At 46.9% G+C, this 18,157-nt stretch carries 14 protein-coding genes and 2 tRNA genes; 15 read left to right on the top strand and 1 reads right to left on the bottom strand.

All coding sequences use genetic code 11. The features are described from left to right. The first annotated feature begins 96 nt into the window (after nt 1–96). The 10 genes from C558_RS0109595 (at nt 97) to C558_RS0109550 (ending at nt 12,284) form a co-directional block, all read left to right on the top strand. Nucleotides 97–1,518 carry an alpha-L-fucosidase gene (locus tag C558_RS0109595; protein ID WP_018756045.1) on the top strand — a complete coding sequence of 474 codons (1,422 nt, stop codon included), beginning with the start codon at nt 97–99 and terminating at the stop codon, nt 1,516–1,518. A 316-nt stretch (nt 1,519–1,834) separates the two neighbouring features. After that, a complete protein-coding gene (locus C558_RS34225) occupies nt 1,835–3,268 on the top strand; it encodes a PD40 domain-containing protein (protein ID WP_018756044.1) in 1,434 nt (477 codons plus the stop codon). A 33-nt stretch (nt 3,269–3,301) separates the two neighbouring features. Then, a complete protein-coding gene (locus C558_RS0109585; RefSeq protein ID WP_018756043.1) occupies nt 3,302–4,162 on the top strand; it encodes a phosphate ABC transporter substrate-binding protein in 861 nt (286 codons plus the stop codon). A gap of 73 nt (nt 4,163–4,235) precedes the next feature. Next, nucleotides 4,236–5,186: a phosphate ABC transporter permease subunit PstC gene (pstC, locus tag C558_RS0109580; protein ID WP_018756042.1), complete on the top strand. Its 951-nt coding sequence runs from the start codon at nt 4,236–4,238 to the stop codon at nt 5,184–5,186. Next, nucleotides 5,183–6,064 (top strand): phosphate ABC transporter permease PstA, encoded by an 882-nt coding sequence (pstA, locus tag C558_RS0109575; protein WP_018756041.1) that lies wholly within the window; start codon nt 5,183–5,185, stop codon nt 6,062–6,064. The genes pstC and pstA overlap by 4 nt, the downstream gene beginning before the upstream one ends. Nucleotides 6,065–6,719: 655 nt before the next feature. After that, nucleotides 6,720–9,383, top strand: a complete 2,664-nt coding sequence (polA, locus tag C558_RS0109570) for a DNA polymerase I (RefSeq protein ID WP_018756040.1) — start codon at nt 6,720–6,722, stop codon at nt 9,381–9,383. Nucleotides 9,384–9,437: 54 nt separating this feature from the next. Then, a complete protein-coding gene (gene mutM, locus C558_RS0109565; protein ID WP_018756039.1) occupies nt 9,438–10,271 on the top strand; it encodes a DNA-formamidopyrimidine glycosylase in 834 nt (277 codons plus the stop codon). Nucleotides 10,272–10,378: 107 nt separating this feature from the next. Next, on the top strand, nt 10,379–11,074 hold the full coding sequence (gene ytaF / locus C558_RS0109560; RefSeq protein WP_018756038.1) for a sporulation membrane protein YtaF: 696 nt from the start codon (nt 10,379–10,381) through the stop codon (nt 11,072–11,074). Nucleotides 11,075–11,115: 41 nt separating this feature from the next. Further along, nucleotides 11,116–11,718 carry a dephospho-CoA kinase gene (gene coaE / locus C558_RS0109555; protein WP_018756037.1) on the top strand — a complete coding sequence of 201 codons (603 nt, stop codon included), beginning with the start codon at nt 11,116–11,118 and terminating at the stop codon, nt 11,716–11,718. Then, a complete protein-coding gene (locus tag C558_RS0109550; RefSeq protein ID WP_018756036.1) occupies nt 11,715–12,284 on the top strand; it encodes a lytic transglycosylase domain-containing protein in 570 nt (189 codons plus the stop codon). The genes coaE and C558_RS0109550 overlap by 4 nt, the downstream gene beginning before the upstream one ends. A gap of 85 nt (nt 12,285–12,369) precedes the next feature. On the opposite strand, the gene C558_RS0109545 is transcribed toward C558_RS0109550, so the two are convergent. Beyond that, complete coding sequence (locus C558_RS0109545) at nt 12,370–12,588, bottom strand: alpha/beta-type small acid-soluble spore protein (RefSeq protein ID WP_018756035.1); 219 nt, start codon at nt 12,586–12,588, stop codon at nt 12,370–12,372. Nucleotides 12,589–12,702: 114 nt separating this feature from the next. On the opposite strand from C558_RS0109545, the gene nrdR reads away from it, so the two are divergent. The 5 genes from nrdR (at nt 12,703) to C558_RS0109520 (ending at nt 18,045) form a co-directional block, all read left to right on the top strand. Further along, a complete protein-coding gene (gene nrdR / locus C558_RS0109540) occupies nt 12,703–13,170 on the top strand; it encodes a transcriptional regulator NrdR (protein ID WP_018756034.1) in 468 nt (155 codons plus the stop codon). 298 nt (nt 13,171–13,468) lie between these two features. Then, a tRNA-Ala gene (locus tag C558_RS0109535) sits at nt 13,469–13,544 on the top strand. Nucleotides 13,545–13,823: 279 nt separating this feature from the next. Continuing rightward, nucleotides 13,824–13,896, top strand: a tRNA-Lys gene (locus C558_RS0109530). 325 nt (nt 13,897–14,221) lie between these two features. After that, nucleotides 14,222–16,888, top strand: coding sequence for a winged helix-turn-helix domain-containing protein (locus tag C558_RS0109525; protein WP_018756033.1), 2,667 nt, complete (start codon nt 14,222–14,224; stop codon nt 16,886–16,888). Nucleotides 16,889–17,058: 170 nt separating this feature from the next. Beyond that, nucleotides 17,059–18,045, top strand: coding sequence for an NAD(P)-dependent alcohol dehydrogenase (locus tag C558_RS0109520; protein WP_018756032.1), 987 nt, complete (start codon nt 17,059–17,061; stop codon nt 18,043–18,045). Nucleotides 18,046–18,157 lie beyond the last annotated feature (112 nt).

Genomic DNA, 18,157 nt, shown 5'->3' with positions numbered 1-18,157 from the left:
ATCAACCTCGTCATCGTATTCTACAATGGACTTGAAAAGCGACGGAAAGATCCGTATAGAAGAGGTTCGTTTTTATCCAACGAGGGAGGAATCGACATGAACAGCATGATTAGAAATGCTGCACAAGTTAGACCGTCGGATCGCCAGTTGACTGTACAGGAAATGGAGTTTTACGCATTCGTCCATTTTACGGTCAATACGTATACCGACAAAGAATGGGGGATGGGGAACGAAGATCCTTCGATTTTTAATCCTACAGAATTTGATGCAAATCAATGGGTGGAAGCGTGTAAAGCGGCGGGAATGAGAGGCTTGATCCTTACATGCAAACATCATGATGGTTTTTGCTTATGGCCTAGTGCGTATACGGACCATACCGTTCAACATAGCCCATGGAAGGACGGAAAAGGGGACATTGTACAAGAAGTATCCGAAGCCTGTCGCAAGGGCGGCATCCAATTCGGAATCTATCTATCACCATGGGATCGGCATGAACAATCCTATGGCGATTCGCCCTTGTATAATGCGTATTTTAGAAATCAATTGCGAGAGTTGCTGACGAATTACGGGGACCTATTCTGCGTCTGGTTCGACGGTGCTTGCGGCGAAGGTCCGAACGGGAAACGTCAAGTCTATGATTGGGAAAGCTACTATGCATTGATCCGGGAGCTGCAGCCGAATGCGGCAATCTCCGTATGCGGTCCGGATATCCGTTGGTGCGGGAATGAAGCGGGTCACTGCCGAGAATCGGAGTGGAGCGTTGTGCCTGCATCCCTTCGGGATAATGAGCGAATCCAAGAGAAATCGCAGCAGGTGGATGATGCGGAGTTCGCGCGAAGATACAGTTCGGAAGACAAGGATTTGGGCAGTAGAGAGGTCATACAACAGGAGAGCGAGCTGGTATGGTACCCCGCGGAAGTGAATACATCGATTCGTCCCGGATGGTTCTATCATGCTTCAGAAGATGATAAGGTCAAATCACTAGATGAACTACGGCGTATCTACTATGGGTCTGTTGGTGGCAACGCAATGTTTCTCTTGAATATTCCGCCTGATCGCCGTGGACTGTTTCACGAAAATGATGTAGCACGCCTGAGGGAACTCGGTGAATTGATCCGTAATACATTCAAAGACAATCTAGCAGCTCATGCATCTGTGCAATCCTCGGAATCGATGGAGGGACATCCTGCAAGCAACTTAGTTGATGGGAATAACGATACATACTGGTGTCCACAAGAAGGCACGGGGCAAGCAACGATTGAAGTTGATTTGAATCATGAAGCGACGTTTGACCATGTTGTCCTACAGGAACACATTCGATCAGGGCAGCGCATTGAAAGATTCGTCTTAGAGTATCGTGACGGAGAAGAATGGAAGTCGTTATTTCGTGGGACAGTGATTGGTTATAAGCGTATTTGCCGATTCGATGCCGTGAGATCCCGCTATATCCGGCTATCGATTACTGAATCGAGATGGTGTCCGACAATTTCCAGCATCGGGGTCTATTCGAGTCTATAACCATTACTATATAATCATAAATTTTAGAAGAAATGCATGAAGCGTGTGACCGTTAGAATCATTGTTACGGTTGCATGCTTCTTTGCTATGGGGATTATTTCTTAATCACTTCACGTTTATAAGGTATAAAGAACTACTATTTACAAGAAATCCATCGTATTTTTCATAAAATTTACAATTTTCTTTACAATTCCTTCACCGAATATTAATATCTGGCGAACAATTCATGCGAAGTCTTTTAACAATCCCATGTGAAAATAACATTAGAAGTTCAAATCCGCTACATAATCCGAAAAGAATGGGTGAAAAGAAATCCATGAAAAAGAACATGTTGGGTAAGGTCATTGCATCTGCTTTAGTCACTGCTGTTGTAACAACAACTGCTGCAAGCGCAGCACCAGTAGAGAAGAAACCTACGCAAGGAACTGCAAGTATCGAAGCGCGTAACGTGCTTGCGAACCCGGTCGTGAACGCAACGTTATCGGTTGATGGTATCAAGTCTGTTGTGAAATCGATCAAATCTGGCAGTCAAGTGCTCTATGCCGCATCGGATCTTGCGAATGCACTCGGTGCAAGTTATATCAGCAGTGGCAGCAGCGCTACGTTGCTTAACGAGTTCCACACAGCTGAAATTTTTGCAAGCAGCGCAGAATTCAAGGCAAATGGCAAAGAAGCGAAATTCGTTACAGCACCGCAAACGGTTCAAGGCGTCTTGTATGTTGAATTGCCTGCGATCGTTGATGCGCTAGGTGGCGAAATCGACGGTACAGAAGTGAAGAGCGTGAAAGTCCTTGAAGGTATTTTCTCCGCACCGCGTTTGATCAATAACGCAGCTGTGATCGTGAACAAAGATGATGCAGATGCGACAGAGATCTATCAATTGCGTGCTGCGAACAACAAGAACGAGATTCTATCAACGGTAGATGAAGCTGCATCGATGGTCGTATCGCCAGATGGTCAGTACGGTGTGTATGCTGATGCATCAGCACAATTGATTCTCGTGAACTTACATACAGGAACATCTCATGTGTGGAGCAGCGATAACTCTGTCAAAATGGATTTGGTATGGACAGCAGACAGCAAAAAAGTATACTTCGCACAAGGCGATAAGCAAGAGAAAATCGGCGTCATCGAGCTAGGCAGTTCTTCGGTGAAATCGATTCTATCGGATAAAGTAGAGAACAAAGCAGAACCACGTGTGTCGGCAGACGGAACAAAAATGGTGTATACAGTGAACGTAACAGGTGTTGCGGATAGCGACAAAGAGAGCACGGAAGAGTCACTCAAAATTGACTATTCCAAAGCAGGCTCCCAGTTGTTCGTGTTCGACCTGACGAAGAAAGATGCGAAGCCGGTTCAATTGACGAAAGCGCTCGATAACAAATTGTTCGCGAATGTCTTGAATGATGGTCGTGTCGTGTACATCAGTGCAGATCCAGACGGCAAAGTCGAGAATGATGTCTTGAAGGCGATCTCCGCAGACGGAAAGAATCTATCAGATCTTATCGCAGATAAAAATGTACTTTGGAGCGCTGTAACAACGCAAGATACGCTTGTTGTGGCTACGGAAGATGCATCTGGTGTGACGATCGCTCAAGTATCTGCGCAAGGCGAGCGTAAAGAATTATTCAAGATTAAAGCGGAAGTATCAGAAATTTCAGTATCTGCAGATGGTTCCACAATCGCATTGATCGCTGACGGTAAAGTTCTTATCGTACAGAACGGTCAAGCAACGACGTTAACGAAATAAACTAAACCTGAATCTCGAGAGGAGAATATACACATGAACGTTTTTAAAAAATTCACTGTGCTTACATTAGCTACAATGTTCGTCATCACATCAGCATTCGCAGGTTCCGCAGCAGCGGCTGGCGATACTTTGAAGGGGAAAATCACGATTAACGGCTCCACAGCCCTTCTTCCATTAACGCTTCAAGCGGCAAAAGAATTCCAAAAGCTTCACCCGAAAGTATCCTTCGCAGCATCCGGTAAAGGTTCCGTAACAGGCCCTCAAGCGGTTAAAAAAGGCATCGCGGACATCGGCGCATGTGACTGGGATGCAAGCACAGACGTTCCAGGATTCAAAGCTTTTGATGGTCAAGTTGCGAACAAAGTCGCTGTCATTCCTTTCGCAACAGTCGTAAACAAGAACGTGGGCGTTGATAACCTTACGACAGACCAATTGAAAGGCATTTTCTCCGGTAAAATTACGAACTGGAAAGATGTTGGCGGTTCGGATGAAGACATCGTCGTGATCACTCGTGCATTCGGTTCTGGTACACGTGTTAACTATCAAGCTAAAGCGCTTGGCGGTGGCGATATCGTGAAGAAGAGCAAGAACTATAAAGAAGTAGGATCCAGTGGTGATATGAAAACAGCTGTCGCAACAACACCGAACTCGATCGGTTACATCGACTTGGTATACGTGAACAGCGATATTAAAGCTGTGAAGTTCAATGGCGTTGAAGCAACAGCAGAAAATGTTATCAACGGTAAATATAAAATTTGGTCCTATGGCTACTACATGACAAAAGGTCAACCAACAGGCGAAGTGAAAGCATTCATCGAGTACATTCAGAACAAAAAGTTCCAAACAACAACAGCGAAGAAAATGAAATTCATTCCACTTTCTGCAATGCAATAATTCGAATCATTCATGAACAACCTTGCGGCCAGCCTGAGAGGAATCAGGCTGGTTGCTTTATGGGAGGAACCTTATGCATACGCCTATTTCTGAACAGGCACCACAGTCGTCGATCCTTGGCGATGTTACGTCGAAGTCGAAGTTCAATCGTGCAGCTCGCGTAAGATTTACGAATCGGCTGTTCCAGAGCTACTTTTTATTCAGTATCCTTGCACTATGCTTCGTCTTAGCGCTCGTCATCGTCTTTATTGCCAAAACTGGCTTCCTAACCTTTGAGACGGTATCCTTCAAGGAGTTCTTCCTCTCGTTCAACTGGGCACCGGAAGAAGAGCATTATGGTGCTGCAGCATTCATCGTGAACACGATTACGTTGACGGGATTGACGCTGCTGATCTCCGTGCCGATCTCGATCGCGATTGCGATCTTCAATGCGGAGATTGCTCCAGCTTGGTTCCGCAGCTTCATTCGACCTGTACTGGATCTTCTAGTCGGAATTCCTTCGATTGTGTATGGATATCTAGGTCTAACTGTCCTGATTCCGCTCTTACGTGATTGGACGGGTGAAGGGCTTGCAGACGGGATCTTCGCGGCTGCGCTTGTCCTTTCGCTTATGATCTTACCAACGATTAGCCGGATCAGTGATGATGCGATCACAGCGGTGCCGAAGAAGTATCGTGAAGCGGCTTACGCGCTAGGTTCAACACGATTACAAGTGATTCTCAAAGTGATTGTGCCTGCGGCGAGTCGAGGCATTATGACGGCGGTGATCTTGGGCATGACGCGTGCGATTGGAGAGACGATGGCTGTCGTGATGGTGATCGGGAATACCGCGCAGCTTGCGAAGACCCTTTTCACACCTACTTCCGTGCTGACGAGTAACATCGTGATGCAGATCTCGAATGTGGAGTTCGAGTCGACTTGGAACTATGCGTTACATATGATGGCGTTCCTGCTATTAGCGATATCCATGATTCTGATTCTAATTATTCGATTCATACGGGGTAAAGGCGGTGCACAGGCATGAGTGGATTCACAGCGACAAAACGCAATATGCGTGCACGCTTCATGGATCGCATGGCAACCGGGTTGTTTTGGGGTATTGGCTTGCTTATTTTGCTGCTTATTTTCTGGCTGCTCTATACGATTATGCATAAAGGTTTACCTGAGATTACACCGAAGTTCTTGGTTGATTTGCCAGACGAGATTGAAGCGGGCGGCGGGATTGGGCCTATGCTGTTCAACTCGTTCTATGTTCTCATCCTCTCCTTGATCTTCTCCATACCGATTGGGGTTGGTGCAGGCATTTACATGGCGGAATATGCACCAGCGAACAAATTCACGGAAGGTTTGCGTATTTGCGTTGAGGCGCTATCTTCGGTTCCTTCGATCGTGTTCGGGATGCTGGGACTCGCAATTTTCGCAGAATACTTTGGCATAGGGCTTACGATTATCGGCGGCTCGATCAGCTTGGCGTTCTTGAACTTGCCGATGTTGACACGTGTTACGGAAGAGGCGATTCGTGCGGTGCCGAATGATCTACGGAACGCATCGTATGCGCTAGGATCTACTCGATTCCAGTGTATCCGTACAGTCGTACTGCCTGTCGCAATGAATGCGATTGTGACCGGTGTATGTCTCGTCGCAGGACGTGCATTCGGCGAATCTGCGGTCATTATTCTAACAGCGGGGCTTAGCACATCGGGCGAAATGTGGGATTTCAGTCTGTTCGCACCTGGTGAGACCCTTGCGGTTCATCTCTGGTACGTGCAATCGGAAGCCATCGTCGAGGATGCACGGCAAATTGCGGACAAATCCGCTGCGGTACTTGTCTTCGTTGTCTTGTTGATCAATATGGTCTTCCGCATTCCGCTTTGGTTCAATAATCGCAAGTTAAAACGCTAAGACGGCATGTCGGCGCGCTATATATCGCTTAATGAAAGCTTCTTACCGAGTCCGATCGGGACATCGTATGTGGAAGCTTTCTTTGCATTTTTAACTCCCCCTTCTATATGGTAAAATGGAGGGAAGAATAGGCGTATGTGTCTTTTGACGTTGAAAAAGGCTGTTTTTAGCGTACTGGGTGTGAATTAACTGCAAAAAAGCAGTTATTTGGCTGGTACTGGCGTGCGGAGCGTGAATTAACTGCAAAAAAGCAGTTAATTGGCTGGTTCTGGTGTGCGGAGCGTGAATTAACTGCAAAAAAGCAGTTAATTAGCTGGATCTGGCTCGCGGAGTGCGGAATAACTGCAAAAAAGCAGCTAATTTGCTAAATCTGGCTCGCGAAGCGTGAAATAACTGCAAAAAAGCAGTTAACCACTACACTCCACCGGGCAGCATGTTCACATATCCGTCCAATGTCAGCGGAGCGGCTGAAATCGTTCTGAAGAAGCGACAGCGTTCGCATTTGTCATCGGATTTCTACAACTTACGGTTCAATCCAATCCAAGAAATCTGAGGACAAGAGCGATCGGAAGAACGATTCAGACGCGGAGCGAGCCGCGTGCGAACAAGATTTTCAACGTACAAATTCATTTAACGCTTAAATTAGGGGTGTACAATGGACAAACTGATTGTGATTGATGGAAACAGTATCGCGAATCGCGCCTTCTATGCGATGCCGCCATTAACCAATTCCAGCGGATTACATACAAATGCGGTATATGGCTTCACGACAATGCTGCTGCGGTTAATTGAAGAAGAGAAACCAACCCACCTGATGGTGGCGTTCGATGCCGGGAAAGTGACGTTCCGTCATGCCGGTTACGAGAATTATAAGGGCGGTCGTGCGAAGACGCCTTCGGAGTTGTCCGAGCAATTTCCGCTGCTGCGCGAGCTGCTGACGGCGTGCGGGATTACCCATTTCGAACTGAACGGCTATGAGGCAGACGATATTATTGGGACACTTACGCGTATAGCGGACGAGCAGCAGAAGCAAGTGATGGTCATTTCCGGGGATAAAGATATGCTACAGCTTGCTTCCGATCATGTCACGATTGCCATAACGCGTAAAGGGGTTACGGAGATCGAAGCGTATGACCCTGCGCAAATTCAGGAAACATACGGCTTGACTCCGAATCAGATTATTGATTTGAAAGGTCTTATGGGAGACGCGTCAGATAATATTCCTGGCGTACCTGGGGTCGGTGAGAAGACCGCGCTCAAGCTGCTTCATCAATTTGGAACCGTTGAGAATGTGATCGCGAGTACTGGAGAATTAAAAGGGAAGATCAAGGAGAACATCGAGACGCATGCCGATTCTGCGCGAATGAGTAAAGAGCTCGCAACGATATTCCGCGAGGTACCTCTGACGCAGTCTTGGGATGACCTTCAGTTCAAAGGTATTCCGGCTGTACAAGCTATTCCTTTCTTCCGCAAAATGGAGTTCAAATCGTTAATTGAGCGGATTGCTGCATTAGACGAATCTGGAGAAGCGATTGAGGGTATGGAGCCTGAAGTGATTGCACCACTGAACTTGGTCGTCGTTGATTCGGACACGCTGCCTGCCCTTGTCGCGGACTTAACAAATGTAGAAGTATTCCATACCGAGTCGATCGGAGAGAACCCGCATCAATCGGATGTGATCGGTGTCGTTTTCCGGACGTCGGATACAAGCTATTATGTACCTTACGCACAGCTAAAATCAGATGAATCGGCTCCTCTTCGTGCTTGGATTGCAGACGGATCCATTGCGAAGCGTGGGTATGATCTGCATAAGACGGATCTTGCGCTGCATTGGCAAGGGATCGCTTTTGAAGGTGCCGCTTTTGATGTTCAGCTCGCAGCCTACATTCTGGATCCGACGGATTCGAACCAGACGATTGATTATTTGGCGTCTAAATATGAATTACCATCGCTGAGACGTGATGAGGATGTGTTCGGAAAAGGCGCCAAGTTCAAAGTGCCGGACCTAGCGACGCTTAGCGAGCATTTAGGCCGGAAAGCAATGGCTGTTCAACAGATTATGGTGAAGCAGCAAGCAGCTCTGGAGCAGAACGAGATGCATATGTTGTATTACGATTTGGAGCTTCCTTTGTCCAAAGTTCTCGCGGATATGGAGAAACAGGGGATTGCCGTTAACGTGGAAGATCTACGAGATCTCGGGCGTGAGTTTGAAGTGATTATTAATCATCTCGCTGCGGATATTTATCGCCTTGCAGGGATGGAGTTCAATATTAACTCGCCGAAGCAGCTTGGAGAGATCCTGTTCGATAAATTAGGATTGCCGGTCATGAAGAAGACCAAGACAGGCTATTCGACGGATGCGGAAGTGCTCGAGAAGCTAGAGCCTTATCATGATATCGTGAAGCAGATTCTCCACTACCGCCAAATTGCGAAGCTGCAATCGACGTATGTTGAAGGTCTTCTCAAAGAGGTACGCCCAGAGACTGGGAAGGTGCACACGTACTATCGTCAGACGATCGCGGCAACAGGGCGACTTAGCAGTCAGTTCCCGAACTTGCAGAATATTCCGATTCGTCTTGCAGAAGGACGCAAAATCCGGAAAGTATTCGTGCCGTCTGAACCAGGTTGGTCGATTCTCGCAGCGGACTATTCGCAGATCGAGCTGCGGGTCTTGGCGCATATATCGCAAGATGAGAAGTTAATTGATGCGTTCGTTCATAATATGGACATCCATACGAAGACCGCCATGGATGTATTCGGGGTACCGGCTGAAGCGGTTGATGCGAATATGCGTCGTCAAGCGAAAGCGGTCAACTTCGGTATCGTATACGGGATTAGTGATTATGGTTTGTCGCAGAACTTGAACATTACACGTCGAGATGCGGCGCAGTTCATTGAGCAGTATTTTGCCGTATTCCAAGGGGTTCGCAAATATATGGACGATATTGTGAAGCAAGCGCGTCAGGACGGTTATGTGACGACGTTGCTTGAACGCAGACGGTATTTGCCTGAGATTACGGCGTCGAATTTCAACCTTCGTTCTTTTGCGGAGCGGACAGCGATGAATACGCCGATCCAAGGGACGGCAGCAGATATTATCAAGCTGGCGATGGTGCAGATGGCAAAGCGCCTTGAAGATGAGAAGCTCAAGAGCCGCATGCTGCTTCAGGTACACGATGAATTGGTGTTCGAAGTACCGGCTGAGGAGCTGGAGATGATGAAGAAGCTCGTACCAGATGTGATGGCGGGAGCCCTTAAGCTAGATGTTCCGCTTCAAGCCGACGTGAGCTTCGGTGCGAACTGGTATGAAGCAAAATAATCCAAGAGAAAAGATCCTTTGAATTCGGTATAATGGAGGATGAGGTGAAGTCATATGCCGGAATTGCCGGAAGTCGAGACCGTAACAAGAACATTAAATCAATTAATTGTAGGGAAGACGATCGAACGAGTCACTGTATCGCTCCCTCGAATCATACAACGTCCAGATGATATGCTGCAGTTCGCATATCTTCTGGAAGGTCATACATTCCAGAAGGTCGAGCGCAGGGGGAAGTTTCTGCGCCTCGTATTGGACGGGCTAGTGCTCGTATCGCATTTGCGGATGGAAGGACGGTACGGGATGTATCGTTCGGACGAGCCGGTGGAGAAGCATACGCACGTTATTTTCCACTTTACCGATCAGACGGAGCTTCGTTATAAGGATGTAAGACAGTTCGGCACGATGCACCTTTTCGAGCCGGGTCAAGAGTTCGCGATGGCACCGCTGAACAAGCTCGGGTTAGAACCGCTAGATGAGCAATTTACATTCGAGAAGTTCCGTGCTGTCATTGGTAAACGTGCTACGCTTATTAAGCCAACCTTGCTTAATCAGGCATATGTCGTCGGGATTGGGAATATTTATGTCGATGAGGCCCTATTCCGAGCAGGTATCCATCCGGAAGTGAAAGCGAATACGCTCTCGGATGAACAGCTTGAAGCCATCTATCATGCTGTGATCGCAACTTTGCAAGAAGCCGTGGAAGCAGGAGGGTCGTCGATCAAATCGTATGTCAATGGACAAGGTGAGATGGGCATGTTCCAACAATATTTGAAGATTTATGGCAGGAAAGACGAGCCGTGTGTAACGTGTGGTACAGCCATTGTGAAGACAGTCGTTGGCGGTCGTGGTACACATTATTGTCCGCACTGCCAACCGGATTCCAAATAAATAGTAGGCACTTATTCCTCCCCCCGCCCATATGATGTGGAAGACATTGCGGCACAGTTGCACCAACACGATGGTGACTTATAGAGCTGCAGGCGGGAGGGAATGGAATGCTAGTGCATTTGTTGTCTTTAGTATTGCTCGCATGCGCACTGAGCCTGGATGGGTTTGGTGTTGGGGTTACGTATGGCTTGCGAAAAATACGGATTCCAATCTTATCGGTTATCATTATCTCCGCTTGTTCAGGCATTATTATTTATACCTCTATGTTGATTGGGGTATGGATTGCCAATTATGTATCGCCTGAGATTAGTAAATGGATTGGTGCCCTAATTCTGATGGGCATCGGAGGTTGGGCGCTGATTCAACTCATTGGCTCCAAGGATCGCGATATGGATGTGGGGACTGAGTTAAATCGACCTACAGAAGATAGCGTGGTTAAGCAAGATGCATCGGCAACGAAGAAGACGGTATTCACGTTTGAGATTCGGGCATTTGGTCTTGTCATTCAAATTTTGAAGTCCCCATCGGCGGCGGATGTCGACCGTTCGGGTGTGATATCGGCATCGGAAGCGGCATTGCTAGGTATTGCGTTGTCGCTGGATGCTTTTGGCGCCGGATTAGGTGCTGCATTGTTAGGCTTCTCGCCATTATGGACTTGTATTTCGATCACGATTGCCAGCGGCAGCTTCCTCTATTTAGGGACGCGGGTAGGACTGATGTTCGCGGGACTGCAATGGCTGCGCAAACTGTCCTTTATTCCAGGTGTCGTGCTTATCATTATGGGAATCCTAAGGTTTTTCTAGTTGTTGATTTCATTGAGGTATTATATTCTGAGGTGACAAATATGAATATTGGGTTAACTGGTGGCATTGCGACGGGCAAGAGTACAGTCTCGTCGCTCCTTGTTGCTCGGGGTGCCTTACTTATAGATGCAGACCAAATTGCTCGAGAGATTATGGATCCAGGGTCTCCCATTTTGGCGCAAGTGGCAGCACATTTTGGACAAGATATTTTTCAAGAAGATGGAACGCTTCATCGCAAACGGCTCGGCGAGATCATATTCTCGAATCCGGCAGAACGTCAAGTGCTGGAGAGCATTACGCATCCTGCGATTCGGACGAGCATTCGGGAGCGGATGACATCGTATGAGAAGGAACATCCGGAGAAGCTGATCGTGGCAGATATTCCCTTGTTGTACGAGGCAGGTGCAGCATATGAAGGGTTTTTCGATGAGATTATGGTCGTCTATGTCCCGCGGGAGCTACAGATCGAACGTCTGATGAAGCGGGATGAGATTACGGAAGAACAAGCTGTCAAAAGGCTGAACGCGCAACTAGATATTGAACGTAAAAAAGAAAAAGCCGACATTGTCATCGATAACCGCTTTGGACTTGAGCAGACGATGGAACAAATCGATCAATTCTTGCGCAGAAAGGGGATCGAATGAAGGTATTACGAAAAAAAAGGGTATTGCTCGTTCTTTTCATTGCTTTGGTATCCGTATTGTTCTTCAATTCAAGTTGGATGGGGAGATGGATTTATCCCATTCACTATAAAGAAGCCATTGTGAAGCACGCGAAGACCTTCGATGTGGATCCTCTACTGATCGCTGCAATTATTCGGGTGGAAAGTAATTATAAGTTAAGTAGTGAATCGCGGAAGGGAGCGCTCGGGCTCATGCAGGTGATGCCGAATACGGCGAGCTGGGTCATTGAGATGGGGAAGTTCGATTCCGTGACGATGGACGAGGTGAAACATGAAGCCGAACCGAATATTCAGATTGGTTCGTGGTATATCAAGTCATTATTAACGAAATTCAACAATAATACATACGTCGCGCTAGCCGCTTACAACGCAGGACCGAGTGTCGTTGCGAAGTGGCTTCAGAACGAGACATGGGACGGCAAATTCGAGACCGTCAAGAAGATCCCTTACGGGGAGACGAAAAACTATGTACAGCGAGTCGTTTATTATTATAATAAATATAAGGATCTTTATCAGAATGAACTGTAATGGCTTGTTTTTCATGGGATAAACAAGAAAAGCGTGGGACAAGCTGTAGGAACAGCCTGACCAACGCTTCTCTCCAAAAGTTTAATTATCTGTGTTGACCGGCAAGTTGTTGCTCGGCGATCGTTACAAGGCGTTTGGTGATGTAACCACCAATAGAACCTGTGTCACGTGTTACCATGTTGCCATAGTAACCATCTTGTGGAATAGCGATGCCTAACTCTTGAGCAACTTCATATTTCATTTGATCAAGAGCAGCAGTTGCTTGAGGAACGACAAGTGTGTTGCTAGAACGGTTTCCGCTCATCTCTGTATTCACCTCCTTGCGGTTGGTAATTGTATTATGTGCTTAACGATGATTGTTATTCAGGTGACGAATGGAAATTTAAAGTAATTGATTTGAGACGGAGGAAATTTATTTATGAAATGTCCGCATTGCGATTATTCGGGGACAAAGGTGCTGGATTCACGGCCTGCTAACGAGAATAGATCCATCAGACGTCGTCGAGAATGTGAGAGCTGCAGTCGACGGTTTACAACTTTTGAAATGATCGAGGAGACGCCACTCATTGTCATCAAAAAAGAAGGTAACCGCGAAGAATTCAGTCGTGACAAAGTATTGCGTGGCCTCATTCGCGCATGTGAGAAGAGACCCGTACCGATGGAGCGTCTGGAGATGATCGTCTCTGAAGTCGAGAAGGCATTGCGGAACACAGCAAATCCTGAGGTAGAGAGCCGTGCAATCGGTGAGCTTCTGATGGAGCAGCTCTATCCGGTGGACGAAGTCGCGTATGTGCGTTTTGCTTCCGTGTATCGTCAATTCAAGGACATTAATATGTTCATGAAAGAGCTAACGGGGTTGTTATCGAAGCATACGATTGATGAATAAGTAGGACTTGGCGCGCATGGTTGTGGGTAAGAGTAATGCAGGTGGTAATGGATAATGGACACCAAGTACGTTATATGCGCCAAAATTGCTTGGAATTCGGATCTAACGGACTGTAGCGCGCTTATGTATTGGTTTGGAGCCTTGAGGGGCTTCACATAGGTCATATAAAGGCTTCTGTGTCCGCCTATTCGTTATGATGGGTTAGTATTCGACGTATAACGGATCTATAGTCCGCCGAGTTTATCCAACTTTTGTATTGACAACTTTTTTCGAATTATGCTATGCTTGTCCTGCAAATGGGGCCTTAGCTCAGCTGGGAGAGCGCATCGCTGGCAGCGATGAGGTCAGGGGTTCGATCCCCCTAGGCTCCACCACAATGAATATTAACCACGTCTTCGGACGTGGTTTTTTTGTTGTGGTGGATTGCTTAGGGGGCGAACCCTGGGGTTCAGTCCGCGCGGACGTAATGGATGATTAGGCTTCGAAGAAATACTTCTAATGCAGGAGCACGGCGTCTCAGTCTACCGCTAAGGTTGTCATCGTCGAGTAATCTACGACAGCAAGTTAAATCAGGAATGGGACATCCCATTGAAAGGGATAGCGAGATAGACGAGCGGGTATCCCCCTAGGCTCCACCAAAATTTTATATTTGTGGATTGTTAGCTCAGTTGGTAGAGCACTTGACTCTTAATCATGTGGTCCAGGGTTCGAGCCCCTGACAATCCATACTTTTAATAAACGGCAGAAATGCCGTTTTTTTGTTATGTCAACTTATTAATTAAGTCCTTCTATTCCCAAAACTATGAATGGGATACAAAAAACACGTCAGTCTTTATTTGGCTGGTTATAAGGATTAATTGATTAAGTGTTGAATCGAGTGTTGATCTAGAGTTATCGGAAACGCAACCATGGTTTGCACCCTAAAAGGCGGGGGTTAGCCATAATTCACTGAAATGCTGACTAAGTATGTAAAAGGTAAAATCAATTAAAACGTCGAACCTAATAATAAATATTCAAACCGCGCGATTGACAGCGCAGAACGGTGGTTATGATGTCTAATTCAATTTTATCCACTAAACTATATATCCCTGCGCCTCGTTCAAATGTCGTCTTACGCCCCCGCCTAATTGAGCATCTGAATGATTGGATGCACCGTAAGTTAACTCTCGTCGTGGCTTCCGCAGGCTATGGAAAAACTTCGCTCGTCAGGGAATGGCTCGCCGTGTGCTCACAACCGGTCGCATGGCTGTCACTGGAGGAAGCAGATAATGATCCTGTCCGCTTTCTGAGATACTTCATTACTGCTCTACAGACGATTGCGGCGAATATTGGAGAAGGGTTGTTAGGTTTGATCCACTCCGCTCAATCGTTACCGGTTGAATCGATAATAACTGCCTTGCTCAATGAAATAACCTCCATTTCGTATCATTTCATACTCGTCCTAGACGATTATCATGCTATAGATGCTTTGCCGATTGACAATGCCATCTCCTTATTGCTCGAACATATGCCGCCACAGATGCATCTGGTCATTGTCACCCGAGAAGTTCCCCGTCTACCCTTGGCTAGATTGCGTGCCAGAGACCAACTAACCGAAGTGCGTACAGCCGACTTGAGCTTTACCTTCAACGAAACGGCCGAATTTCTAAGCAGGGTAATGGGGCTAAACCTTTCATCCGAAAACATCACTCTGCTTGAATCTCGCACAGAAGGCTGGATTGCGGGTCTGCAATTAGCGGCACTTTCCATGCAGGGGCATAAAGATCCAAATAGCTTCATTAAATCTTTCACTGGCAGTCACCATTACGTACTAGACTATTTGGTTGATGAAGTAATCCAACAACAATCTGAATGCATTCAGACTTTCTTGCTGCGCACCTCCATCCTCGATAGGTTGTGTGGCCCCCTTTGTGATGCCATTCTCCATAATGGAGTCGTGGAGCCTATTGTCCCTTCTACTTCTGGGCAAGAAATCTTGGAATATCTCGAACGCGCCAACCTATTTATAATCCCGCTGGACAAGGAGCGGGGTTGGTACCGCTATCACCATCTGTTTGCTGAATTGCTGCGAAATCGACTGTACCAGAGCATGAGCTCAAATATAAACGATAAAGTAAGGGGTTTACATATACGCGCCAGCATCTGGCATGAAGACAATGGACTGGGGATTGAAGCTTTTCACCATGCCGCTGTCGCGAAGGATATCGGGCGCGCCGCTCGTCTAATAGAAGGAAAAGAGATGCCCTTACATTTTCGTGGAGAGGTGTTCCCGGTAGTGAATTGGCTGGATTCCTTATCAAACGAGGAACTTAATGCATGGCCATCGCTATGGGTGATTTTTGCCTCCGCGTTACTGATGGTAGGCAAATTGATCGGTGTTGAACAGAAACTACAAGCAGCTGAGACAGCCCTGATGGGTGTCAAGCAAGAAGAAAAGACGAAGGACCTTATCGGACATATTGCCGCCATACGTGCCACGCTGGCTGTCAGCAATAATCAAGCAGAAGTCATCTTTGCCGAGTCACGTCGTGCATTGGAATATTTGAACCCAGACAACCTGCCCGTTCGAACAGCCACCCTCTGGACGATGGGTTATGCTTACCAGCTTCAGGGGGATCGTACTAAAGCCGGTAAGTCGTATACCGAGGCATTATCGGCCAGTCAGAAGATCGGGCATGTCATGATAACCATTATGGCAACACTCGGTTTAGGAAACATACAAGAAGCGGAAAACCAGCTTTATACTGCGTTTGAGACCTATTGGCGAGTTCTAAATATGACAGGTGATCTTCCCTTGCTGGTTGCTTGCGAAGCGCATCAGGGCTTAGCCCATATTTATTATGAATGGAACGACTTGGATGCTGCTTTGCTACATGGAGAACAGAGTGTCCAACTAGCGAAACGGTTTGAACATATGGATAGAGCAATTGAAGGAGAATTGTTTCTAGCAAGACTGAAGATGATTCGGGGAGAGACGAGCGGGGCATCCGCTATATTGGCTCAAGCGGATCATTTAGCTCGAAAACATAATTTTGTGTTGCTGGTACCCAAAATCGCTGCCATACATGTACTTTTGTTACTTCGTCAGGGCAATCTGACTGAAGCCGCAGATAGGACTCAAAAGTATGATCTTCCCATCAGCGAGGCTCGGGTATATCTTGCACAAGGGGAAACGTCCGCAGCACTTGCAGTGCTGGGTCCAATGACGGAGCAGATTGAAGCAAAGGGATGGGAAGATGAACGGCTCAAGGTATTCATTCTACAAGCAATTGCACTGCATGCGCATGGTGAAAAGTTAAAGGCGATGCAAATACTGGCAGACGTTCTGACAGAGGCTGAGTGTGGCGGTTTCATTAGAGTTTTTGTTGACGAAGGTATTGCAATGAATAGATTATTGTGCGAAGCAGCTACATATGGAGATATGCCAGACTATTTAAGCAAGTTGCTGGCTGAGATGAGAGCAGAGGAACTGAAAAGTGAAGTCCAATCTAATCGGCGCCTAGTCCAGTCTGCCAATCACCTTATCGATCCATTGAGTGAGCGTGAATTAGAAGTACTGCACCTTATTGCGCAAGGACTATCGAATCGTGAGATTAGCGAGCGACTCTTCCTCGCCTTGAGTACGGTGAAAGGGCATAATCAGAGTATCTTTGGCAAACTACAGGTTCAAAGGCGCACCGAAGCTATAGTTCGTGCTCGTAAGCTAGGTTTGTTGTAATCTATAGAATGTCCACCCTCCTAACCACAACACTATGCTAAAACAATACTTTAGTAGCTATAATTCAAAACCGTGTAGCAGATATACTACTAGCATATTGAATAAGTGGCTTAAAGGGTTATAACTTGCCCGATGATCGTGACCGGTCATTCATTCTAGGAGGGAATAATATGAAAGCGATTGTATACACAAAGTATGGCTCATCAGATGTTCTTCAGCTCAAAGAGATAGAAAAACCTATTCCCAAGGACAATGAAGTATTGGTCAAAGTTCATGCGGTATCCGTAAACCCATTGGACTGGCATTTCATGAGAGGCAAGCCCTATATCATGCGCATGCAGACAGGGCTGCGCAGACCAAAGAACAATGCTATAGGAACAGATGTAGCAGGTCGGATCGAAGCGGTGGGCAAGAATGTGAAGGAGTTTCGACCGGGAGATGACGTATTCGGTGTGTGCAAAGGAGCCTTTGCCGAGTATTCATGTGCAGCCGAAGGATCGCTAGTTAAGAAACCAGCCAATATGACCTTTGAGCAAGCAGCAGCTGTTCCGATCGCGTCATTCACCGCTCTACAAGGTCTTCGTAATCAAGGACTGATTCAGTCCGGGCAGAAGGTCTTGATTAACGGTGCTTCGGGTGGTGTGGGCACCTTCGCCGTGCAGATAGCCAAATCCTTAGGAGCGAACGTGACCGGCGTGTGCAGCACGAGGAATGTAAACATGGTTCGATCAATCGGCGCTGATCATGTCATCGATTACACCCAAGAGGACTTCACCCAAAGTGAGAGTCGTTATGATCTAATCTTCGATACGGTAGGAAATCGTTCGCTCTTAAATTGCAGACGTGTACTGAGCCCTAAGGGGACCCTCGTTATCGTCGGATCGCAGAGCAAGGGCCGATGGCTTGGGCCACTGGCTCGTTCGCTCAGAGGGATTCTGCTGTCACGGTTCGTAAGCCAAGAAATGATGATGTTTATGGCGACATGGAGCAAAGGGGATCTTGTGACGATGCAAAAGCTTCTAGAAGCTGGAGAAGTAACACCGGTCATCGACAGATATTACAAATCGAGTGAAGTAAAGGAAGCTATCCGATACTTAGAAGAAGGACATACCCAAGGAAAAGTCATTATAACCTGGGAACATACGAACAAGACCTAACAATCTAGGTGAAACCTTGCTACAATGTGGATTAACAGTTAGATGTTTTGCGTATTGAAGAAGCATGAGGGATTTTGGGGTAGTGAACCACCCAACTGGGAGTACGTGGTTG

The sequence above is a fragment of the Paenibacillus terrigena DSM 21567 genome, from assembly GCF_000374845.1.
GTDB classification, from domain to species: domain Bacteria; phylum Bacillota; class Bacilli; order Paenibacillales; family Paenibacillaceae; genus Paenibacillus_K; species Paenibacillus_K terrigena.
Note: the sequence above shows the minus strand (reverse complement) of the source record. Positions and strands in the feature narration are given on the sequence as shown.

Coding starts and splice junctions, on each gene's coding strand:
- nrdR (WP_018756034.1), top strand. CDS start 12,703: ATGAAATGTCCGCATTGCGATTATTCGGGGACAAAGGTGCTGGATTCA.
- C558_RS34225 (WP_018756044.1), top strand. CDS start 1,835: ATGAAAAAGAACATGTTGGGTAAGGTCATTGCATCTGCTTTAGTCACT.
- C558_RS0109585 (WP_018756043.1), top strand. CDS start 3,302: ATGAACGTTTTTAAAAAATTCACTGTGCTTACATTAGCTACAATGTTC.
- C558_RS0109520 (WP_018756032.1), top strand. CDS start 17,059: ATGAAAGCGATTGTATACACAAAGTATGGCTCATCAGATGTTCTTCAG.
- ytaF (WP_018756038.1), top strand. CDS start 10,379: ATGCTAGTGCATTTGTTGTCTTTAGTATTGCTCGCATGCGCACTGAGC.
- C558_RS0109525 (WP_018756033.1), top strand. CDS start 14,222: ATGTCTAATTCAATTTTATCCACTAAACTATATATCCCTGCGCCTCGT.
- C558_RS0109545 (WP_018756035.1), bottom strand. CDS start 12,588: ATGAGCGGAAACCGTTCTAGCAACACACTTGTCGTTCCTCAAGCAACT.
- pstA (WP_018756041.1), top strand. CDS start 5,183: ATGAGTGGATTCACAGCGACAAAACGCAATATGCGTGCACGCTTCATG.
- mutM (WP_018756039.1), top strand. CDS start 9,438: ATGCCGGAATTGCCGGAAGTCGAGACCGTAACAAGAACATTAAATCAA.
- polA (WP_018756040.1), top strand. CDS start 6,720: ATGGACAAACTGATTGTGATTGATGGAAACAGTATCGCGAATCGCGCC.
- coaE (WP_018756037.1), top strand. CDS start 11,116: ATGAATATTGGGTTAACTGGTGGCATTGCGACGGGCAAGAGTACAGTC.
- C558_RS0109550 (WP_018756036.1), top strand. CDS start 11,715: ATGAAGGTATTACGAAAAAAAAGGGTATTGCTCGTTCTTTTCATTGCT.
- pstC (WP_018756042.1), top strand. CDS start 4,236: ATGCATACGCCTATTTCTGAACAGGCACCACAGTCGTCGATCCTTGGC.
- C558_RS0109595 (WP_018756045.1), top strand. CDS start 97: ATGAACAGCATGATTAGAAATGCTGCACAAGTTAGACCGTCGGATCGC.